At 74.6% G+C, this 19,368-nt stretch carries 16 protein-coding genes and 1 pseudogene; 9 read left to right on the forward strand and 8 right to left on the reverse strand.

Features of this window, described 5'->3' with window-relative positions:
• Positions 1-14: 14 nt before the first annotated feature.
• Entirely contained in the window at positions 15-743 is a 729-nt protein-coding gene (locus EF879_RS17950) for an SDR family NAD(P)-dependent oxidoreductase (RefSeq protein WP_123560126.1), read from the reverse strand.
• Positions 744-912: 169 nt separating this feature from the next.
• Here EF879_RS17950 and EF879_RS17955 point away from each other — a divergent pair, with 169 nt between their 5' ends.
• Positions 913-1,629, forward strand: coding sequence for a hypothetical protein (locus tag EF879_RS17955; RefSeq protein WP_123560128.1), 717 nt, complete (start codon positions 913-915; stop codon positions 1,627-1,629).
• A 259-nt stretch (positions 1,630-1,888) separates the two neighbouring features.
• On the opposite strand, the gene cydB is transcribed toward EF879_RS17955, so the two are convergent.
• The gene (gene cydB, locus EF879_RS17960) at positions 1,889-2,887 is read right to left on the reverse strand and encodes a cytochrome d ubiquinol oxidase subunit II (protein ID WP_123560130.1); all 999 of its coding nucleotides are present in this window, start codon (positions 2,885-2,887) and stop codon (positions 1,889-1,891) included.
• Between the two features lie 100 nt (positions 2,888-2,987).
• Entirely contained in the window at positions 2,988-4,439 is a 1,452-nt protein-coding gene (locus tag EF879_RS17965) for a cytochrome ubiquinol oxidase subunit I (protein ID WP_123560132.1), read from the reverse strand.
• Positions 4,440-4,582: 143 nt separating this feature from the next.
• Between EF879_RS17965 and EF879_RS17970 the strand changes: the two genes are divergently transcribed.
• A complete protein-coding gene (locus tag EF879_RS17970) occupies positions 4,583-5,362 on the forward strand; it encodes a 1-acyl-sn-glycerol-3-phosphate acyltransferase (protein WP_123560134.1) in 780 nt (259 codons plus the stop codon).
• Between the two features lie 36 nt (positions 5,363-5,398).
• On the opposite strand, the gene EF879_RS27705 is transcribed toward EF879_RS17970, so the two are convergent.
• The 5 genes and pseudogenes from EF879_RS27705 to EF879_RS17990 all read right to left on the reverse strand — a co-directional run bounded on the left by EF879_RS27705 (position 5,399) and on the right by EF879_RS17990 (position 10,001).
• Positions 5,399-5,665 carry a hypothetical protein gene (locus EF879_RS27705; protein WP_199736529.1) on the reverse strand — a complete coding sequence of 89 codons (267 nt, stop codon included), beginning with the start codon at positions 5,663-5,665 and terminating at the stop codon, positions 5,399-5,401.
• Positions 5,666-5,901: 236 nt separating this feature from the next.
• Entirely contained in the window at positions 5,902-6,486 is a 585-nt protein-coding gene (locus tag EF879_RS27710) for an RNA ligase family protein (RefSeq protein ID WP_199736497.1), read from the reverse strand.
• A gap of 47 nt (positions 6,487-6,533) precedes the next feature.
• Positions 6,534-6,743, reverse strand: a pseudogene (locus EF879_RS28845) (hypothetical protein); the annotation flags it as partial.
• 144 nt (positions 6,744-6,887) lie between these two features.
• Entirely contained in the window at positions 6,888-7,421 is a 534-nt protein-coding gene (locus EF879_RS17985) for a LuxR family transcriptional regulator (RefSeq protein WP_123560136.1), read from the reverse strand.
• Between the two features lie 18 nt (positions 7,422-7,439).
• A complete protein-coding gene (locus tag EF879_RS17990; protein WP_233604557.1) occupies positions 7,440-10,001 on the reverse strand; it encodes a LuxR C-terminal-related transcriptional regulator in 2,562 nt (853 codons plus the stop codon).
• A gap of 207 nt (positions 10,002-10,208) precedes the next feature.
• Here EF879_RS17990 and EF879_RS17995 point away from each other — a divergent pair, with 207 nt between their 5' ends.
• From EF879_RS17995 to EF879_RS18025, 7 genes are all read left to right on the forward strand, one after another.
• Complete coding sequence (locus EF879_RS17995) at positions 10,209-11,726, forward strand: dynamin family protein (protein ID WP_123560140.1); 1,518 nt, start codon at positions 10,209-10,211, stop codon at positions 11,724-11,726.
• Positions 11,723-13,633: a dynamin family protein gene (locus EF879_RS18000; RefSeq protein WP_233604558.1), complete on the forward strand. Its 1,911-nt coding sequence runs from the start codon at positions 11,723-11,725 to the stop codon at positions 13,631-13,633. Before EF879_RS17995 ends, EF879_RS18000 begins: the two co-directional genes overlap by 4 nt.
• A 73-nt stretch (positions 13,634-13,706) precedes the next feature.
• A complete protein-coding gene (locus EF879_RS18005; RefSeq protein ID WP_123560142.1) occupies positions 13,707-14,408 on the forward strand; it encodes a hypothetical protein in 702 nt (233 codons plus the stop codon).
• Between the two features lie 250 nt (positions 14,409-14,658).
• Positions 14,659-16,125, forward strand: a complete 1,467-nt coding sequence (gndA, locus tag EF879_RS18010; RefSeq protein ID WP_123560704.1) for an NADP-dependent phosphogluconate dehydrogenase — start codon at positions 14,659-14,661, stop codon at positions 16,123-16,125.
• A gap of 145 nt (positions 16,126-16,270) precedes the next feature.
• On the forward strand, positions 16,271-17,044 hold the full coding sequence (locus EF879_RS18015) for a glycerophosphodiester phosphodiesterase (RefSeq protein WP_123560144.1): 774 nt from the start codon (positions 16,271-16,273) through the stop codon (positions 17,042-17,044).
• Between the two features lie 44 nt (positions 17,045-17,088).
• Positions 17,089-18,468, forward strand: a complete 1,380-nt coding sequence (locus tag EF879_RS18020) for an MFS transporter (protein WP_123560156.1) — start codon at positions 17,089-17,091, stop codon at positions 18,466-18,468.
• Between the two features lie 187 nt (positions 18,469-18,655).
• Complete coding sequence (locus EF879_RS18025; protein ID WP_370375529.1) at positions 18,656-19,321, forward strand: thymidine kinase; 666 nt, start codon at positions 18,656-18,658, stop codon at positions 19,319-19,321.
• Positions 19,322-19,368: the final 47 nt, after the last annotated feature.

Here is a 19,368-nt window from a genome sequence, read left to right on the forward strand (position 1 = left end):
ACGGCGGCGCCGGGTCAGAGGCCGCCGGAGACCCGAAGCACGGCCCCGGTGGTGTAGGCGGCGGCGGGGCTGAGCAACCAGACGATGGCGGCCGCGACCTCGGCCGGCTGGCCGGCCCGGCCCAGCGGGATCCGCCCGGCGGCCCGCCGTGCCCGGTCCGGTACGCCGGAGACGGTGTGGATCTCCGTGTCGATGATCCCGGGCGCGACCGCGTTGACCCGGATGCCGCGGGGGCCGAGTTCCTTGGCGAGGCCGAGGGTGAGCGTGTCGGTGGCGGCCTTGACGGCGGCGTAGTGCACGTACTCGCCGGGACTGCCGAGGGTGGCGGCGGCCGAGGAGACGTTGACGATCGCACCGCCGGTGGTGAACCGGCGGGCGGCCTGCTGGGCGCAGAGGACGTAGCCGACGAGGTTGACGTCGACGACGTGTCGCAGGTCGTCGACGGTCAGCTCGGTGAAGGGTCCGATCCGGCTGGTGGTGCCGGCGTTGTTGACCAGGCCGGTGGGTTGTCCCAGGTCGGCGGCGGCGTCGAAGAGGCGCGCGACCTGGTCGGGGTCGGTGGTGTCGGCACGGACGGCGATGCCGCGCCGGCCGGTGGCGTGGACGTCGCGGAGCACGTCGGCCGCGGCGGCGGCGTCGCGCCGGTAGCAGAAGACGACGTCGTGTCCGGCGGCGGCGAGCTGGCGTACGGTCGCGGCGCCGATTCCCCGGCTGCCGCCGGTCACCACGGTGAGCGGGTGCATGCCCCTCCCCTTCGCGCCGCCTCTTCCCTCTGGTGCGGAGATCCTGCCAGGGGCGGGTCGGATCGGCCAGCGGCGATGGTGTGATCTTCGTCGGTGTGTCCGTCTCGACGTTGTCGGGTGGGACTGGTAGTAAGGCAGGAATCAAACAGGTGTACGGAAGAGGGATCCGATGGCTGCCGCGCGTACCGATGAACAGGGGTTGTCAACCGAGGAGTTGGAGCAGATCCGGGACGCGTTGGCGAACGGTCGCCGGCCGAAGGTGGTGTTCACCGAGGCGGCGGGACAGATCGCCGGTCAACTCGGCCAGGTGGTCGAGCTGACCGATCCGGCGGTGTCCGACGAGTGGGTGGTGGTCCGGTTTGGTCGGGACGAGCTGCCCTTCTCCCCCGCCGATCTGGCGGTGGCGCCGAAGGGCGCGGCGGCACGGCGGGCGAAGGCGGAGCCGGAGCCCTCGGTGGAGCCTGTTCCGGAGCCGGAGTTCAAAGTGGTGCGGGAGCCGGTTCCGGCTCCGCGCGAGGAGGCGAGAGTGACCGCAGTGGAGACTACCCCGGCGAGCGCGGCCGAGGCGGGGCCCAAGCCGGCGAAGCGGGCGGCAAAGGCAGCCCGGCCGAAGGGGCCGGCGGGGTTGACGGTGACGTTGTCGTACGCGGACGGTGAGTGGACGCTGGCGGCGACGCAGGGGACGAAGGCGCTGGCGAAGCCGTACGTGATCAAGCCGGCGGAGGCGTTGAAGATGGTGGCGCTGGTCGACGTGCCGGGCGTGCAGGAGGCGGTGGAGCAGATCCTGGAGGCGGAGCGCCGGGAGGCCGAGCAGCAGGCGGAGCGGTTGCGCGCGGAGTTGGCGGAGGTCGAGGCGCGGCTGGCGGAGCTGCGCGACGCGGGCTGAGCCGGTCGGTGCGGCGCACCGGGCGTGCGGACGCGGTCGGTGCGGTGGGACGTGAGCGATGGTCGGGGCCGGGTCGGGTTGGACCCGGCCCCGGGTCGTGATGGGGATGGGCCCACCGTCGGGCGGCGGCCTCGTCGGGTGACGTGTGCCGGGTGTGGATGGTCGCGGCCGGCGGTGGGCGGCCGGGCCAGGTCGGCCCCCGCGTCCGCCGGCTCGCGCTGCGGGCAGCCGACCCCACCGCCGGCGGCCGCCGGGTGGTTCAGTCCGGCGGGATGTGGGCCACGCTGATCCGCTTGCGGAACACCCAGTAGGTCCAGCCCTGGTAGAGGAGGACGACCGGGGTGAAGAAGGCGGCCACCCAGGTCATGATCGTGAGGGTGTAGGGGGCGGAGGCGGCGTTGCTGACGGTGAGGGTGCCGGCGGGGTCGGCGGTGGAGGGCAGCACGGTCGGGAAGAGGGCGGCGAACAGGGTCGCCACGGTGAGCCCGATGGCGGCGGCGGTGCCGGCGAAGGCCCAGCCCTCCCGGCGTACCCGGGCGGCGGCGATGGCGACGGCGAGCGTGGCCGCGGCGGCGATGGCGAGCCCGACGGCGGCCGGGGTGCGCCGGATCGCGAGGGTGCTGGCGAGGAAGGCCACGGTGAGCGCGGCGGTGGCGGCGGCGGTGTGGATGGCGAGCCGGCCGGCGCGGGCCCGGATGTCGCCGGCGGTCTTGAGGGCGAGGAAGACGGCGCCGTGGGTGATGAAGAGCGCCGTCGTGGTCAGGCCGCCGAGGAGGGCGTACGGGTTGAGCAGGTCCGCGAGTCCGCCGGTGTAGTCGTGGTCGGCGGCCAGGGGTACGCCGCGGAGGATGTTGGCGAAGACGATTCCCCATCCGACGGCGGGCAGGAGGGAGCCGGCGACGATGGCGGTGTCCCAGCGGGCCTTCCACGCGGCGTCGGGGCGCTTGTGCCGGTACTCGAACGCGACGCCGCGGAAGATCAGGGCGAGCAGGATCAGCAGCATCGGCAGGTAGAAGCCGGAGAAGAGACTGGCGTACCAGCCGGGGAAGGCGGCGAAGAGGGCGCCGGCGGCGGTGATGAGCCAGACCTCGTTGCCGTCCCAGACCGGGCCGATGGTGTTGATCAGGACGCGTCGCTCGCGGTCGTCGCGGCCGAGGACGGGGAGCAGGATGCCGACGCCGAAGTCGAAGCCTTCCAGGATGAAGTAGCCGGTGAAGAGGACGGCGATGAGCAGGAACCAGAGGGTGGTCAGTTCCATGGTGGGCTCCGTGGGTTGGTGACGGCGTCGGGTCGGTGGTGGTCGTTGCTGGTGGTGGGTGGCCGGGGCTGGTGCGCCGGGCCGGGTCGGTGGGCGAGGGTCAGTAGGCGAAGGCGAGCGGTCGGTCCTCGTCGTCGGCGGTCGGGTCGGTGCGGGTGGGGGTCGGGTCGAGTCGGGGAAGTCCGGCGCGGGCGTACCGGATGAGGAGCCGGACCTCGACGACGGCGAGGATGGCGTAGACGAGGGTGAAGGCGGTGAAGGAGGTGAGGACCTCGGTCAGGGAGACGCTGCGGGAGACGCCGTCGCGGGTGAGCATCTCGCCGAAGACGACCCAGGGTTGCCGGCCCATCTCGGTGAAGATCCAGCCGAAGCAGTTGGCGGCGAGCGGCAGGATGGGCATGATCAGGCCGGCGCGGACGAGCCAACGGGAGTTCGGGGTACGACCACGCCGGTGGGTCCAGAGGACGAGGGCGGCGATGGCGGCGGCGACCAGGCCGAAGCCGATCATGAAGCGGAAGCTCCAGTAGGTGACCGGGATGATCGGGGTGTAGCCGCCGGGACCGTACTGGGCGACGTACTGGGCCTGGAGGTCGTTGATGCCCTGGACCTGTCCGTTCGGGTCGCCGGTGCCGAGAAACGAGAGCAGGTACGGGATCTTGATGGCGAACAGTTCCCGGCTGCCGTCGAGGCTGCCGACGGTGAGGACGGAGAACGCGGCGGGCTGTTCGGTCTGGTAGAGGGCTTCGGCGGCGGCCATCTTCATCGGCTGCACCTGAGTCATGATCTTGCCTTGGAAGTCACCGCTGATCACGACGGCGACGGCGGCGGCGAGGGCGACCCAGGATCCGAAGCGGGCGGCGTACCGGAAGGCCGCGCGGTCGTCGGCGGCCCGGGCGGCGGCCTCGGGGTCGGCGTGGTCGGGGGTCGGTCGGTGGAGGTGCCAGAGCGCGATGGCGACGATCAGGGCACCGGCGACGAGGAGGCAGCCGGCGATGGTGTGGGGGAAGGTGGCGAGGGTGACCTTGTTGGTGAGGACGGCGACGATGTCGGTGAGTTCGGCGCGGCCGGTGTCGGGGTTGATCCGGTAGCCGACGGGGTTCTGCATCCACGAGTTGGCGGCCAGGATGAAGTAGGCGCTGAGGGTGGAGCCGAGGGCGGCGGCCCAGATGGCGGCGAGGTGGACGCGTTTCGGCAGCCGGTCCCATCCGAAGATCCACAGGCCGATGAAGGTGGATTCGAGGAAGAAGGCGAGCAGCGCCTCGAGTGCCAGTGGCGCGCCGAAGACGTCGCCGACGAAGCGGGAGTAGTCACTCCAGTTCATTCCGAACTGGAACTCCTGAACGATGCCGGTGACCACGCCCATGGCGAAGTTGATCAGAAAGATCTTGCCGTAGAACTTGGTCAGGCGTAGGTATCGGGGGTCGCCGGTGCGGTGCCAGCGGGTCTGGAGGATGGCGACGAGCAGGGACAGCCCGATGGTGAGGGGCACGAAGAGGAAGTGGTAGACGGTGGTGACCCCGAACTGCCAGCGGGCGACGTCGAGCGCGTCCACACGAACCCCCTAGATCTGTACTACGAGACGTAGTAAATACTACTCGTCGTCGTAGGAGGTGGGGTGGAGGGATGCGTCACTCCCCGGCGCGGCGGATTCCCCGCTCCCCCTGGGCCATCGCGCCGTGCGACGATCGGGCGCTGATGGACACCACCACCACGCCGTGGCGCCCCCCGCGCTTCTGGCTCCTCCTGCAGGTTCTCGCCCGGGGCGTCGTTGGGCTGGTCGCCCGGCTGCGGGTCACCGGCGACGTACCGGACGGGCTGCGGAACGGGCCGCTGATCCTGGCCGCCAACCACGTCAACCCGTTCGACCCGATCGTGCTGACCGCCGCCTGCCGGGTACGCCGGATCGCGCCTCGGATCATGGCCACCGGCGGGGTGTTCCGGGCCCCGGTTGTCGGCGCCGCCATGCGGGCCAGCGGACACATCCGGGTCGACCGGCGCAGCCCCACCGTCGGTCTGGCCCTGGAACACGCGACGGCGGCCGTCGCGCAGGGCTCCGTCGTGCTGGTCTACCCGGAGGGGCGGATGGGGCTCGACCCCGGGATGTGGCCCGAGCGGGGCAAGACCGGCACCGCTCGGCTCGCCTTCGCCAGCGGCGCCACCGTCGTGCCGGTGGCGCAGTGGGGCGCGCACGAGATCCTGCCGTACGCCGCGCCACGCGGAATGATCTCGGCGCTGGGGCGGGCCCTGCTGCGCCGCCCCGTGGTCCGGGTGCACTTCGGTCCGCCGGTCGACCTGGGCGGCATCGACCCCGCCGGGCCTGGCGCCGCCATCCGGGCCACCGACGCCATCATCGACGCGATCACCGCCGCCCTCGCGCCGCTGCGTCCCGACGAACCGGACCGGCCCCGGCACGTCGACCCGACCCGGCCGACCGAGACCCGCCGCCAGCACCGGCGCCGCCCCGCCTCCGGCTGATCCCCTCGGGTACGGCGACCGACCGGGCGCCGAGCGTCACGGCGGCACCGGCAGCCCGCCACCGGGTGCCCACTCGACGGTGGTACCGGGCAGGCCGTCCGTCCACCCCTGCACCGCCCGGGCGAGCCCCGCCGCGTCCGGTGGCGTCTGACCGAGCCCGACCGCGTACCGCAGCAGCCCGGGGCCGGTCTGAAGCGGGTGAGGCCAGGCGTGCCCGTCCGGTACCCCGGCGCGCTCCAGGGCGGTGAGCAGGGCACGGACCCGCCCCCCGTACCCGGCCGGCCGTCGTGGCGAACGCCTCACCCGGCACCGCCCGGATGGTCAGCACCGCCCACGCGGCGTGCCGGCGGTGCAGCGGCGGCGGGGCCAGCAGCGCCGGCCACGGGTCGCCGCCGGACGTGGTCGCCGCCTCGACGACCTCCCACGCGGTGTAGAGCTCCTCGGTCAGCAGATCCTGTCCCCCGACGCTGACCTGGCCGCTGCAGCAGCGGACCGGGGCGGTCGGGGTCAGGATCCGCACCGGCGCGGCCTCGTCGACGTCACCGGCCACACCGGTGCCCGGCACACCCGCGGCCCCGGTGGTGCCGGTCCCATCCACCGACCGCGGGTCCAGCGCGACCGGCCGGCGCCAGTCCCAGGCCGCCCAGTCGGCGAAGAAGCTTCCGAGCAACGCCATCGGTGCCGATCCGCCCCTGGGCGTGGGCGCTGCGGGCCTCGGCCCAGCACCGGTCGGCGGCGTCCCGGTCGAGCCCCGCCAACGCCGACCGCAGGCCGGCCCGCAGCGGTTCCAGCGGCGCCTCGCCGAGCACGTCGGTCCGGACGTGGTCGCGGCGGACCCACTTCGCGACCCGGTACGGGAACTCGGCGCGGGTGAACCCGGCGACGGTCCGGACGACGTACCCCTCCTGGCGGGACAGGTCCAGCCGCAGCCGGCGTAGGGCGCGCGGGTCGAAGGTTCCCCGCCACAGCACCGGCGGGACCGGAACCCCCAGCCGCCGGGTGAACCGTACGGTGGCGTCCCAGTCCGGGCAGCGGTCGCCAGCCCACACCGAGAACGCGTAGTACCAGCTCTCCAGATCCGAGCAGGCGATCGAGTGTCGGGCGTGGAGGGGTTCTCCCCGCACACCCGCCAGCCGGCCGGGATCGCGTCGCCGATCCGGCCGTGCAGCGCCTTCACCCAGGCGCGGGACGGGTGGTGGCCCGAGTCCGCTGAGCGGGCGTGCAGCCCGTCCCGGTACAGGGTGGTGTTCTCCCCGTCGAGCTTCCCGGTGACCACCACAGCGCGGCCCTCCAGCCCGGACAGTCCGGTGATCCGCACGTCGTCCGGCCCCGCGCCGGGCGACCAGGGCAGGTGCGGGGTGCGGGGATAGCGGATACGCATGGTCCGTTCGGGAAGCGGGCGACGAGGCGGCGATCGACGACGGTACGCAGCACACCCGTGCCGGGCCAGCCAATTTCCCGTGCCCCTCGACCAGCGGTGCGGGGCGACCGCGTGCCCGTACCCGGCGGTGGGGCGCACCGCCGGTCACTCCGCGCGGCGTCGCTGCCGCAGGTAGGCCAGGACCGCCTCCCGGGTGGTACGGACCCCGAGCGCCTGGCGGGCCTGGGCGATGCGGCGGTTGGCGGTCCGCAGGGACAGGAACTCGGCGGCCGCCGCGGAGGCGATCGTCTCGCCGTCGGCGAGCCGCTCCAGCAGGGCGCGCTGTTCGGGGACGAGCCGAGCCAGCACCGACTCGGGATCCGGCTCGGGTTCCCGGTCCGGGTCCTGGCGCACCGGCCCGAGCCGGGCCAGGTCGTCGACCAGGGCCCGGCCGACGTCGCCGGTCGGGTCGACGATCGCCACCACCCCGGCTCCCCGGGCCGCGGCGAGCACCGCCAGCCGCACCGTCTCCGCGTCCGGTACCCGGCCGAACAGGACGAGCCGGGCGTCCATCAGGTCCCAGCCGGGCTCGGTGACGGCGAACCCCTCCCGGGTTCGCCACCCGGCGCGAGCCAGTCGGCGCAGCACGGCGGCCGCGTCCGTCATGGACGGCAGGACGTAGCGGGGCGGGTCACTCATGGCGGCACCTCCGGTCGGTCACAGCGTCTCCAGGGCGCGCGCCGCCGCTTCGGTGCGGGTCCGGGCGCCGAGCTTGCGCATTCCCGAGCGGACGTGGGTCTCCACCGTCTCGCCGGAGATGCCCAGCCGTCCGGCGATGCGGCGGGTCGGCTCCCCGGCCGCGACCAGCCGGAGCACCTCGCGTTCCCGGTCGGTGAGCTCCCCGTCGGCCCGGCCGCCGCGCCGGTCGCGGCGGACCGCGTGTCGGCGTAGCGCCCGCCGGGTCCGGCCGAGCAGCACGACCAGGCCGGCCTCCTCGGCCCGCTGCTCGGCGGCGAGCAGCGTCGCGACGCCGCGGGTCGGGTCCGGCTCGTGCAAGCCGGCCGCGAGCAGGCACCGGACCTCCTCCCGCACGGCCAGGTCACGCCAGTCGGCGGCGGCCTGGGTGAAGCCGGCCGGGTCGCCGCCGGGGGTGTCCCAGGCGGCCAGCGTCCGCGACACGGGTGGCGGCCGGCCGGTGGCCCCGCCCGGCGCCGCCGCGGTCCCGTCCGTGCGGCCGTTGGCCGCGGCATCCCGCCCGGCGTCGTACGCCGCCCACCGGGCGGTGATCTGGCGCAGCCCGTCGACCAGGGTCGGCCCCGCCGGCGGCGGCGCGATGGCCCGCTCGGGTTGGCCGTCGAGCCAGGCCGCCTCCCGGTCCACCCAGTCCAGCACCGGGTCGGCGGTGGCCTCCGGGGTCCGGGCCAGTCGGGCCCGGGCCGGGCCGAGCAGCCCGCCGTCGGCCTCGACGAGGCTCGCGGCGGCCACGGCGTAGCCGCGGGCCGGTCTCGGCACCGTGCGGTCGAGGAGGTCGTTGGCCCGGCGTACGGCCTCGTCGGGCGGGAGCGCCGGCAGCCCGCCGCGCAGGGCCGCGCACCACAGCCGGGCCGCGAGGAAGCGGGTCTGCCAGCTGTAGGCGAGGTCGGCGGCGCAGGTCCGCTCGGCCGCCTCGGCGGCCTGCCCGGCCTCGACCAGCCGTCCGTCGGCGATCAGGGACTCGACCAGCAGCCAGGCGCTCCACCGGGCGGTCAGCGGGTCGCCGGCCGTCCCGGCGGTCGCGGCGGCGGAGGCCAGCGCGGCCTCCCAGCCCGGCTCGCGGTCGGCGGCGCGGACCGCGGCCAGCGCGGCCCGTAGCCCCGGGTGCGCGGGCTCCGGGCCGTACCGGGCGGCGAGCCGGGCCGCCATCCCGCTCGCGGCAGCGGGGTCGGTGCCGAGCTGGGCGAGGAGCAGGATCCGGTCCCGGGTGGCGAGCTGCTCCGCGTCCGCCGCGTCCGGGACCCGGACCGCCACGGCGCGGGCGGCGGCGAGGTCGCCGAGTTGGAGCAGTGCCTCGGCACGCAGCAGGTCCGGCTCGATTCCGAGTGGCTCGGGGGTGGTCAGTACCCGGACCGCCGCACCAGGACGACCGCAGGCCAGCGCGGCGCGGGCGGCGGCGACGCGGACCGCCGGCTCCGGCTCGACGCCGGGTAGCGCGCAGGCGGTGAGCAGCAGGTCGGCGCGGGCGCCGGTGGACCCGGCGGCCGGGGCGGCGGCCAGGGCCCGCCGGTACGCCGCCGGCGCGTCGCCGGCCGCGGCGAGGTGCCGGACCGCCTCGGTGTGCGGGACGAGGTCGGCCAGCCGCCGGTGCAGCGCCCGTCGGCCGGCGTCATCGAGCAGGCCGGCGGCGATCTCGGCGACGTACGGCGAGACCGGCGCGACGACCGGCTCGTCGGTGGCGACGGTCACCAGGCCGGCGTCGACGAGCTCGTCGACGCCGGTGCCGAGGACGGCGGCGGGGGCGGGACGGCCGAGCAGCCCCAGTGCGGCCATCGCGGTCCGGGCCGGCCGGGTCAGGTCGGCGAGCGCGGTCGCGACGGCGTACCCGACCTGCTCGGCGTCCCGGCCCGGTGGCGCCGGCGGGTCAGACCCGACCCGCCGGCCGGCCGCGGCCTGACGGGCCAGGGTCACCACCGCCAGCGGCGCTCCGCCGGCACGCCGGACCACGTCGGCCAGCGCCGCCGGCGGCAGTCCCGGGGCGACCCGACCGGCCAGCGCCGCCGCGGCGTCGGCGTCCAGCGGCGGCACCGCGAGCCATCCGGCCGCGGCCGACCGCAGCGCGGCGACGGCCGGGGCCGGCAGCCGGTGCGGGGTGCGCAGTGCGACCGCCACCCGGCAGTGCGCCGCCAGCGGCACCAGGGCGGCGAGGGTGGCCGGATCGGCCCACTGGAGGTCGTCCAGTAGCAGCAGGCCGGCCCGGACCCGGGAGCGGACCGCCTCGGCGAGCAGCGCCGGGTCGTGGGCGGGCAGCCGTACCCGGACCGCCCGGGCCAGGGCGAACCCGGGCTCGGCCGGAAGGCTGGCCAGCCCGCCGCCGGCGAAGACCGGCCCCCGGAACGCCGCGCCGAGCCGGGCCAGGGCGGTGCTGCGTCCGCCGCCCGGCCCGCTGTGCAGGACGACCAGTCCCGGGGACGCCAGCAGGGCCGACGCGGCCGCGACGACGTCGCGGGGCGCGTCGGCCGCGGCCTCGGGTTCGTCGTGGGGCCGGTACTGGTCGGGCAGGTCGCCGACCGAGGCGTGCCGCACTGGTCCTCCCCGCCGGGAAGCGACGCCACCGCCGGGATGGACGGTGGCACGAACATGGGATCCTGCGCCGGCAGGATATTCGTAGTGTGGTTCCGGCAGGGGCGGCCCGCCCCTGCCGTCGTGTTGCGGAAGGACAGCAGACGAGATGAGCGCACGCCACCACCGAGTACCTCCCATTCTCGCTGACGGCACCGCCGGCTGACGAGCATGAGCGCAGGTCCGCTCAGTGTCCGGGTCGCCCGACTCTGTGACGAGGTGGGTCCCCGGCTCGACACCGGTACCGCCGGCCAGGTGCGGGAGATCCGGCGCCGGCTCGACGAGCCGCTGCGGGTGGCGATCGCGGGCCGGCTCAAGGCCGGCAAGTCGACGCTGGTGAACGCGTTGATCGGCCGGCGGGTCGCGCCGACCGAGGTCGGCGAGTGCACCCGGATCGTCACCCAGTTCCGCTACGGCACGGTGGACCGGGTCGACGTGGTCCGTCGCGACGGCAGCCGGGTCAGCCTGCCCCTGGACGACGCCGGCATGATCCCGCAACGGCTCGGGGTGCCGCGCCCCGAGATCGGGTACGTCGACGTGACGTTGACCAGCGACCACCTGCGGGACCTGACCGTGCTGGACACGCCCGGGCTGGCGTCGACGAACACCTCGGTCAGCGCCGGCGCCCGCCGGTTCCTGTTCGAGTCGGCGGGCGCGCCGTTCGACGACAACATCGACGACGACTCGGCCGGGGCGATCGCCGGCGCCGAGGCGATCATCTACGTCTTCACCCAGTCGGTCCGGGACGACGACGTGGCGGCGCTGGAGGCGTTCCGGTCGGTCTCGGCCCGGCTGGCCAGCAACCCGATCAACTCCCTGGGGCTGTTCAACAAGGTGGACAAGCTGGTCGGCGGGGCGGCCGACCCGTGGCCGGTGGCGGGTCCGCTCGCCGCCGACCAGAGCGCGGTGCTGCGCCGGGTGGTGTCCGAGGTGGTGCCGGTGGTGGGGCTGCTCGCCGAGACCACCGAGGCCGGCCGGCTGACCGCCGCCGACTGCGAGGCGCTGCGGACCCTCGCCCGGCTCCCGGAGCACGAACGGCTGGTGCTGCTCGCCTCGGTCGACCTGTTCACCTCCCGGGACTGCCCGGTGCCACGGGAGCAGCGGGAACGGCTGCTGCGGCTGCTGGACCTGTACGGCATCGGGTTCTCCATCGCCCAGTTCGCCGCCCAGCCGCAGCTGTCCAGCGGCGACCTGGTCCGGTTGCTGTTCCAGGCGTCCGGGTTCCCCCGGCTGCGTCACACTTTGGACCAGGCGTTCCGGTGGCGGACCGACGCGATCAAGGCGGGGTGGGCGTTGTCGGCGCTGGAGAAGCTGGCCAGCCACGCGCCGCAGCAGCAGGACCGGGAACTGCTGCGAGACGCGATCGAGCAGGTGCTGCAGCAGCCGGAGTACCACCGGCTGCGGCTGCTGGAGGTCGCCCAGCTGGTCAGCAGCGGCTCGGTGGAACTGCCGGAGCCGATGGAGCAGGAGCTGACCCGACTGGCGCTCTCCACCGACCCACGGTGGATCCTCAGCCTGCCCAGCGCCACCCCGGAACAGCTGGCCCGGGCGGCGTTGGACGCCGCCACCCGGTGGCGGGTCTACGCGGTGGCCGGGGCGAACCCGGCGCAGTCCCGGGTGGCGCAGGTGGCGCACCGCGGCTTCTTCCTGCTGTCGCAGCGGGTCCGGGCCGAGGGGAGCGTACGGTGAGCACGACCACCGGTGGTCCGGCGGCGTCGGCCACCCGCACCGGCGGGGGCGACCCGGACGCGGCGCTGGGTGCCGCCCTCCGCACGGCGATCGACACCGGCCTGGCGTACCTGCGGAAGGTGGCCCCGGACGCGGCGGCCGAGGTCGACCAGCTGCGGCGCCGGGTCGTCACCCGCCCGTCGATCGTGGTGGTCGGTGAGACGAAACGGGGCAAGAGCTCCCTGGTCAACGCCCTGATCGGGGTGCCGAATCTCTCCCCGGTCGACGTCGCGGTCGCCACCGCCTGCTACCTGGAGTTCGTGCCCGGTGCGCAGGTTGGGGCGAAGGCCTGGCTGCCGGGCCGCGCCGAGCCGGTACCGCTGGAGGTGTCGCAGCTGCGGGACTGGGCCACCCCGCTGGGCCGGCTCCCCGACGACCAGCGGCCGCCCCGGCACATCGAGGTCACCCATCCGGCGCCGCTGCTGCAGTACCTGAGTCTGGTCGACACCCCGGGCACCGGGGGCCTCGACCCGGCCCACGCCCAGATCGCGCTCGAGGCGGCGGCCCAGGCCACCGCGCTGCTCTTCGTCGTCGACGCGGCGGCCCCGTTCACGCAGCCGGAACTGGAGTTCCTGATCGAGGCGAGCAAGCGGGTCAACCTGGTGGTGTTCGCGCTGACCAAGACGGACGCCTACCCTGGGTGGCGGACCATCCTGGCCGACAACCGGGGGCAGTTGCAGGCGCACGCGCCCCGCTTCGGGTCCGCGCCGTGGTTCCCGGTCTCGGCCCGGCTGGCCGAACTGGCGCGGACGATGCCCGCGGAGGTGGCCGGCGAGCTGGTCCGCGAGTCCCGCGTCACGGCGCTGCAGCACGCCCTGGTGGGGCTCGCCGGCCGTGGGCACCTGCTGCGGCAGGCGAATGTGCTGCGGACGGTCCGCAGCGAGCTGGTCAGCGTCGACCTGGAGCTCGGCGAGCGGCTGCGGGCGACCGACCCCGATCCGGCCGACCTGGCCCGGGTCAAGCAGGAGCGGGCGGCGGTGGCGGCGCGTAAACGGACCGAGTCGCGGCAGTGGTCGCTGGCGTTGAACACCGAGACCCAGCGGGCGCGGGTGGAGGCGACCGGGCTGCTGCGCAGCTACGTCGGCGCCCTGCAGGAGGACTTCCTGAACCGGATCGACTTCGCGCGCGGTGACGACCTGCGCACGCTGCCGCAGCAGGTCGACGAGGCGTTGCACGCGCTGTCGGTCCGGCTGTCGGCGGACCTTGAGGTGCGGTTCCGGCAGGTCGGGGAACGGGTGCTGGCCGAGGTCTTCCAGCCCGACGAGCTGCAGTTCGTGCTGGGCCGGCTGAACGCGACGCTGCGGCACGCGCTGGCCAGCAAGCCGCGCCGCGACGCCGGGACGGACAACATGATGATCGCCCTGTCGGCGGGCGGGATGGCGTTCATGGCCGGTCGGGGCGCGATGGCCGGTGCCTCCGCGCTCGGTGCCGGGGCGCTGGTCGGCGGTGGCCTGCTGATCCCGTTCGCCGGCCTCGGGCTGGGACTGGCCGCCGGCGGGTTCATCCTGTACCGGCGGCGGGTGCAGAGCGACCGGCAGCAGGCCCGGACCTGGCTGCGGGAGGTGGTCGCCGACGCCCGGGCCGCGCTGTCGGACGAGATCACGCACCGGTTCACCGACCTGCAGTACGCGTTGACGCTCGCCCTGGACGACGCGATCGAACGACGGCTGCGCCAGCTCGACGCCCGGATCGCCGAGATCGACGCGGCGGTGGCGGAGGACCAGGCCAGCCGGGCTCGACGGCGGGCCGCGACCCAGGCCGAGCGGGACGCCGTCCGGGCCAGGATCAAGCAGGTCGACGAGGTGCTGCAGCGGGCTCGGGCACTCGCCCCGAGGCCGGCGGCCACCGAGGGACGGGCCGGGACGTGACCGGGCAGAGCCGGGCCCCTGACCGGGGCGGGCGTCCGGACCGGCACGGCGGCGTACGCGGCGGGGAGGCACGATGACGGAACACTGGGGCGGCTGGCCGCAGGACCAGCCGGACTTCGAGGGACCGGATGCCGGCGACCCGGTCGACGACGGCCTCCACCACCCGGACGACGCCACGGTCGACCCGGCGGGGACGGGTGCCGACTATCCCGTCGAGGGATTCGGCGACGCCGACCTCGACCCGTACGGCGAGGATCCGGCCGGCTACCCGCCGGCGGACGGCGTCGGTGACGACCCCTACGCCGGGGTCGACCCGTGGGTCGCGGACGCCCCGTGGGGCGAGGAGGCGCTTCCCGACGGCGAGGTCGGCTTCGGGCCGGCGGACGGCCTGCCGGAGTCGGGGACGGAGGTGCCCGCCGAGGTCGGCTTCGGCCCAGCGGACCCGCCGGTCGGCGCCGACCCCGACCTCGACCCGTACGGCGACCCGGCGCAGTGGCCCCCGACCGACCCCGGACCGGTCGAGGGGTTCGGGCCCGCGCCCGAGCCCGTTGACGGGTTCCCCTGGGCCGACCCGGACCTGCTCGGACCGCCCGGCGACGGTCCGGCGCCGGACCCGTCGGTGGTGACCGGGGGCACACCGCGGCCGGACGAGCTCGCCGAGTACGCCGCGGCGGACCTGCCGGACGACGGTGACCCCTGGTCGGCGCTGGCGGCCTCGGACGACCCGGCGACCAGCGCCCTGGCCCGCTTCTGGGGGCCGGCCGAGGACCGGTAGGCCGGCGAGGCGCGGGAGTCACCGGCTGGTGTGCCGCGGACAGCGGTGCCCCCGCCCGCGTCGACCATCAGGTGGCCCGGTCATCCAGGCCACCTGCGGTGCTGTTTGCCCGACGGGTCCCGGAACCGACCCGGATACTGGAGTCCGGCCCCCATTCCGGCGGCCGGTCGCGGCGGCGATCCGCCAACGGAGGTACCCGTTGGTCCGGGTCGACCAGCGCGACATCCGCGGCGGAGACGGACGTGAGCTGATGACGGAGACGACACGCGACCGCCCGGCGGCAACGGCCCAGATCGGGGTGACCGGGCTGGCGGTGATGGGTCGCAACCTCGCCCGCAACCTTGCCCGACACGGGTTCCGGGTGGCCGTGCACAACCGGTCGCCGGAGCGGACCCGCAGTCTCGTCGCCGAGCACGGCCACGAGGGGACCTTCGTGCCGAGCGAGTCGATGGCCGACTTCGTGGCGTCGCTGACGCGGCCCCGGGCCGTCATCGTGATGGTGAAGGCGGGTGGGCCCACCGATGCCGTCATCGACGAGCTCGTCCCGCTGCTGGAGCCCGGCGACATCGTCGTCGACTGCGGCAACGCGCACTTCGCCGACACGCAGCGGCGCGAGGCCGCGCTCCGCGCGCACGGGCTGCACTTCGTCGGCACCGGCGTCTCTGGCGGCGAGGAGGGGGCGCTGCGCGGGCCGAGCATCATGCCCGGCGGCTCGGCCGAGGCGTACCGCACGCTCGGGCCGATCCTCGAGTCGATCGCGGCCCGGGTCGACGACGTACCCTGCTGCGTCCACATCGGCCCGGGCGGCGCCGGCCACTTCGTCAAGATGGTCCACAACGGGATCGAGTACGCCGACATGCAGCTCATCGCCGAGGCGTACGACCTGCTGCGGGAGCGGCTCGGCGCCACCCCGGCCGAGATCGGCGACATCTTCGCCGACTGGAACACCGGCGACCTGGAGTCCTTCCTCATCGAGATCACCGCCGACGTGCTGCGGCACGTCGACGCCCGTACCGGACGCCCGTTCGTCGACGTGGTGCTCGACCAGGCCGGGCAGAAGGGCACCGGCCGGTGGACGGTGCAGAGCGCGCTCGACCTCGGCGTACCGATCACCGCGATCGCCGAGGCGACCTTCGCCCGCTCCCTCTCCGGACACCCGGGGCAGCGGGCCGCGGCGGCCCGCGCCTACCGCGACGCGGCCGGGACGGCCCCGGGCGGAGCCGTGGACCGGGACGCCTTCGTCGAGGACGTCCGGCGGGCCCTCTACGCATCCAAGATCGTCGCGTACGCCCAGGGCTTCGACCAGATCCGGGCCGGCAGCGAGGAGTACGGCTGGGGTATCAACCTGGCCGCCCTGGCAACGATCTGGCGCGGCGGCTGCATCATCCGGGCCCGCTTCCTCAACCGGATCCGTGAGGCGTACGAGGCCGATCCCGACCTGCCGACGCTGCTGGTGGCGCCGTACTTCGTGCCGCGGGTCGCCGAGAGCGTCGCCAGTTGGCGCCGGGTCGTCGGGTACGCGGCACAGGCCGGCGTCCCGGCTCCCGCCTTCGCCTCCTCGCTCGCCTACGTCGACGGGCTGCGCCGCGACCGGCTGCCCGCCGCGCTGATCCAGGGCCTGCGGGACAACTTCGGCGCCCACACCTACCGCCGGGTCGACGCCGAGGGCAGCTTCCACACCCGGTGGTCCGGCGACCGGACCGAGATACCCGCCTGACCCGGCCCGACCGGGTGGCCGTCCACCCGCATGTGGGCGGGGGCACCCGGGGTCCGGCCAACCCGCCGCGGCGGCCGGCGGAGCGGATCGGGCAAGTCCCGCACCGGTCGACGGCGCACGACCGACCACCGGCCATACTCGCCGGGTGCTCCGGGACTTCGCCTACCTCGACGCGCCGACCCCGCTGGCCTTCGCGCACCGGGGCGGCGCCGCCCGCGGCGACGAGAACACGGTCGAGGCGTTCGCCCGCGCGGTCGCGCTCGGCTACCGGTACGTCGAGACCGACGTACACGCCACCGCCGACGGCGTACCGGTGGTCTTCCACGACGCGACCCTGACGCGGATGACCGGCGCACGGGGCCGGATCGCCCAGCTACGCTGGGCCGACCTGCGGAGCATCCGGGTCGGCGGGGCCGCCGCGATCCCCCGACTCGACGATATCCTCGCGGCCTGGCCGCAGATCCGGTTCAACGTCGACGTCAAGGCCGACGACGCGGTCGACCCGACGGTGGCGACGATCGAGCGGTGCGGCGCCGGCGAGCGGGTCCTGCTCGCGTCGTTCAGTGACGCCCGGCTGGCCCGGCTACGCCGCGCCGCCGGGCCGAAGGTGGCCACCTCGCTCGGCCTGCGCGGGGTCGCCCGGCTCCGGCTGGCATCGCTGGCGGGCCGTCGTCTGGCGCTGCCGCCGTCGGTGGTCGCCGCCCAGGTGCCGGTCCGCTACCGCGGGGTCCGCGTCGTCGACCGGCGCTTCGTCGACCACGTGCACCGGCTCGGCCTGCAGGTGCACGTCTGGACCATCGACGATCCTGCCGAGATGCACGAGTTACTGGATCTGGGTGTGGATGGCATCATGACCGATCACGTCGACGTGCTGCGCGCGGCGTACCTCAGCCGCGGCCACTGGCCCACCGACCGGTAGGTCGGCCTGGGACCGGGCCGCCCGAGCCTTGCCGAAGGACGACCATGGCCGAGACCATTCCCGCGACGGCGGCCGAGAGCACGCCGCCGAGCACCCGCCGCGAGCGGGTCGGCTGGTACTTCTACGACTGGGCCAACTCGGCGTTCCAGACCACCGTCATCACGGTCTTTCTCGGCCCGTACCTGACGTCGGTCGCGAAGGCGGCCGCCGGCTGCGCCGCCGACGACCCGTGCCGCGGAGAGCGGATCAGCCTGGTCGGGATCGACATCGCCCCCGGTTCGCTGTTCCCGTACATGGTGTCGCTGTCGGTGTTCCTCACCGTCTTCGTGTTGCCCGTGGTCGGCGCGGTCGCCGACCGGTCGCCGCGGAAGAAGGAGATGCTGGCGCTGTTCGCCTACATCGGCGCGGCGGCCACCATCGGGCTGCTGTTCCTGACCGGGGAGCGGTACCTGCTCGGCGCCGCGCTGTTCCTGGTGGCGAACATCGCGTACGGGGCGAGCATCGTCGTCTACCACTCGTTCCTGCCGCAGATCGCCGGCCCCGAGGAGCGGGACACCGTCTCCAGCGTCGGCTGGGCCATCGGCTACATCGGCGGGGGCCTGCTGCTGGCCATCAACGTGGCGGCCGTGCTGTTCAAGGGCTCCCTCGGCCTGGACACCGGCGACGTCGCCCGCTACAGCATCGTCTCCGCCGGCGTCTGGTGGGCGGCGTTCACCACGATCCCGCTGGTCTGGCTCCGCAACCGGCCACCGGTGGCCGGCCCGGCCCAGGGACCGCTGCTGCTCGACGGGTTCCGCCAGCTCTGGCACACGCTGCGCAGCCTCAGGGCGTACCCGCTGACGCTGTTCTTCCTGGTCGCGTACCTGGTCTACAACGACGGCATCCAGACGGTGATCTCGCTGTCCGCGACGTACGCCACCGAGGAGTTGGCGCTCTCCGACGACGTGCTGGTGCCGACGATCCTGATGGTGCAGTTCCTCGCCTTCTTCGGAGCGCTCGGGATGGGCGCGCTGGCGAAACGGATCGGCGCCTGGAAGACGATCCTGGTCAGCCTGGTGCTCTGGACGACGGTGCTGGCGATCGCGTTCCGGCTGCCGGCCGGCCAGGCGGTGCCGTTCGTGCTGCTCGGCGGCGGGATCGGCATCGTCCTCGGCGGCAGCCAGGCGCTGAGCCGGTCGCTGTTCAGCCAGCTGATCCCGAAGGGGCAGGAGGCCGAGTACTTCGGCCTGTACGAGATCTCCGACAAGGGCACGAGCTGGCTCGGCCCGCTGCTGTTCGGGCTGGCGTACGGAATGACGGAGAGCTACCGGGCGGCGATCATCTCCCTGCTGACGTTCTTCGTCGTCGGGTTCGTGCTGCTGCTCGCCGTACCGATCCGCCGGGCGATCGTCGCCGCCGGCAACGTACCGCCGGCCCGGCTGTAGTCCCCCCCCGCACGGCCGCCGGGCCGCGGGTCGTTGCCGACAGCGGGGGGCATCGGGCCGCCGTTCCGGCCGGGCGCGGCATGGGTGGTCCCAGGCCAGGTGACGATCGGCACGGCGGATCGAACGGAGAACCCCGGTTGCCCTAGGCTCCCCGACCGTGACCGACGACATCCACCGCCGCCATCCCCTGCCCGCCGTGGACCCCGCCGCGTCCGCCGTCTGCTCGGTCGCCGGCGACGGGCGGTTGCGCCACGGCGCCGCGCTGAGGTTCTTCTGGGGGCCCATGGACTGTGGCAAATCGACGATGGCCCTGCAGATGAACTACAACCACGCCCGGCAGGGCCGGCGCGGGCTCGTGTTGACCCGCATCGACCGTTCGCTCGGCCCGCAGATCACCACCCGGATCGGGCTGGTACACGAGGCGATCGAGGTCACCGACGACCTGGACCTGTGCGACCTGGTGCGCAGCCGGCTCGCCGAGGGCGCCCGGATCGACTACCTGATCTGCGACGAGGCCTGCTTCTACACGGTGCAGCACGTCGAGCAGATGGCGGAGCTGGTCGACTGTTACGACATCGACGTGTTCGCGTTCGGGCTGGCGACCGACTTCCGGTCCTTCCTGTTCCCGGCCGCCAAGCGGCTGTTCGAACTCGCCGACGAGGTGACCCGTATCCAGGTCGAGGTGCTCTGCTGGTGTGGCCGGCCGGGCCTGCTCAACGCCCGGGTGGTGGACGGCGCGGTCGCCCGGGAGGGGGAACAGGTCCTCATCGGGGACACCGCCGACGGGGCCGAGGTGCGGTACCAGGTGCTGTGCCGACAGCACTACCGCAGCGGCGACCTGGGGCGACGCTAGACCGACCGGCGCCCGGCGGGGCCAGCCTCCTCGCCGACCCGGTCGGG

The sequence above is a fragment of the Micromonospora sp. HM5-17 genome, from assembly GCF_003762835.1.
In the GTDB taxonomy this organism is placed as follows: Bacteria; Actinomycetota; Actinomycetes; order Mycobacteriales; family Micromonosporaceae; genus Plantactinospora.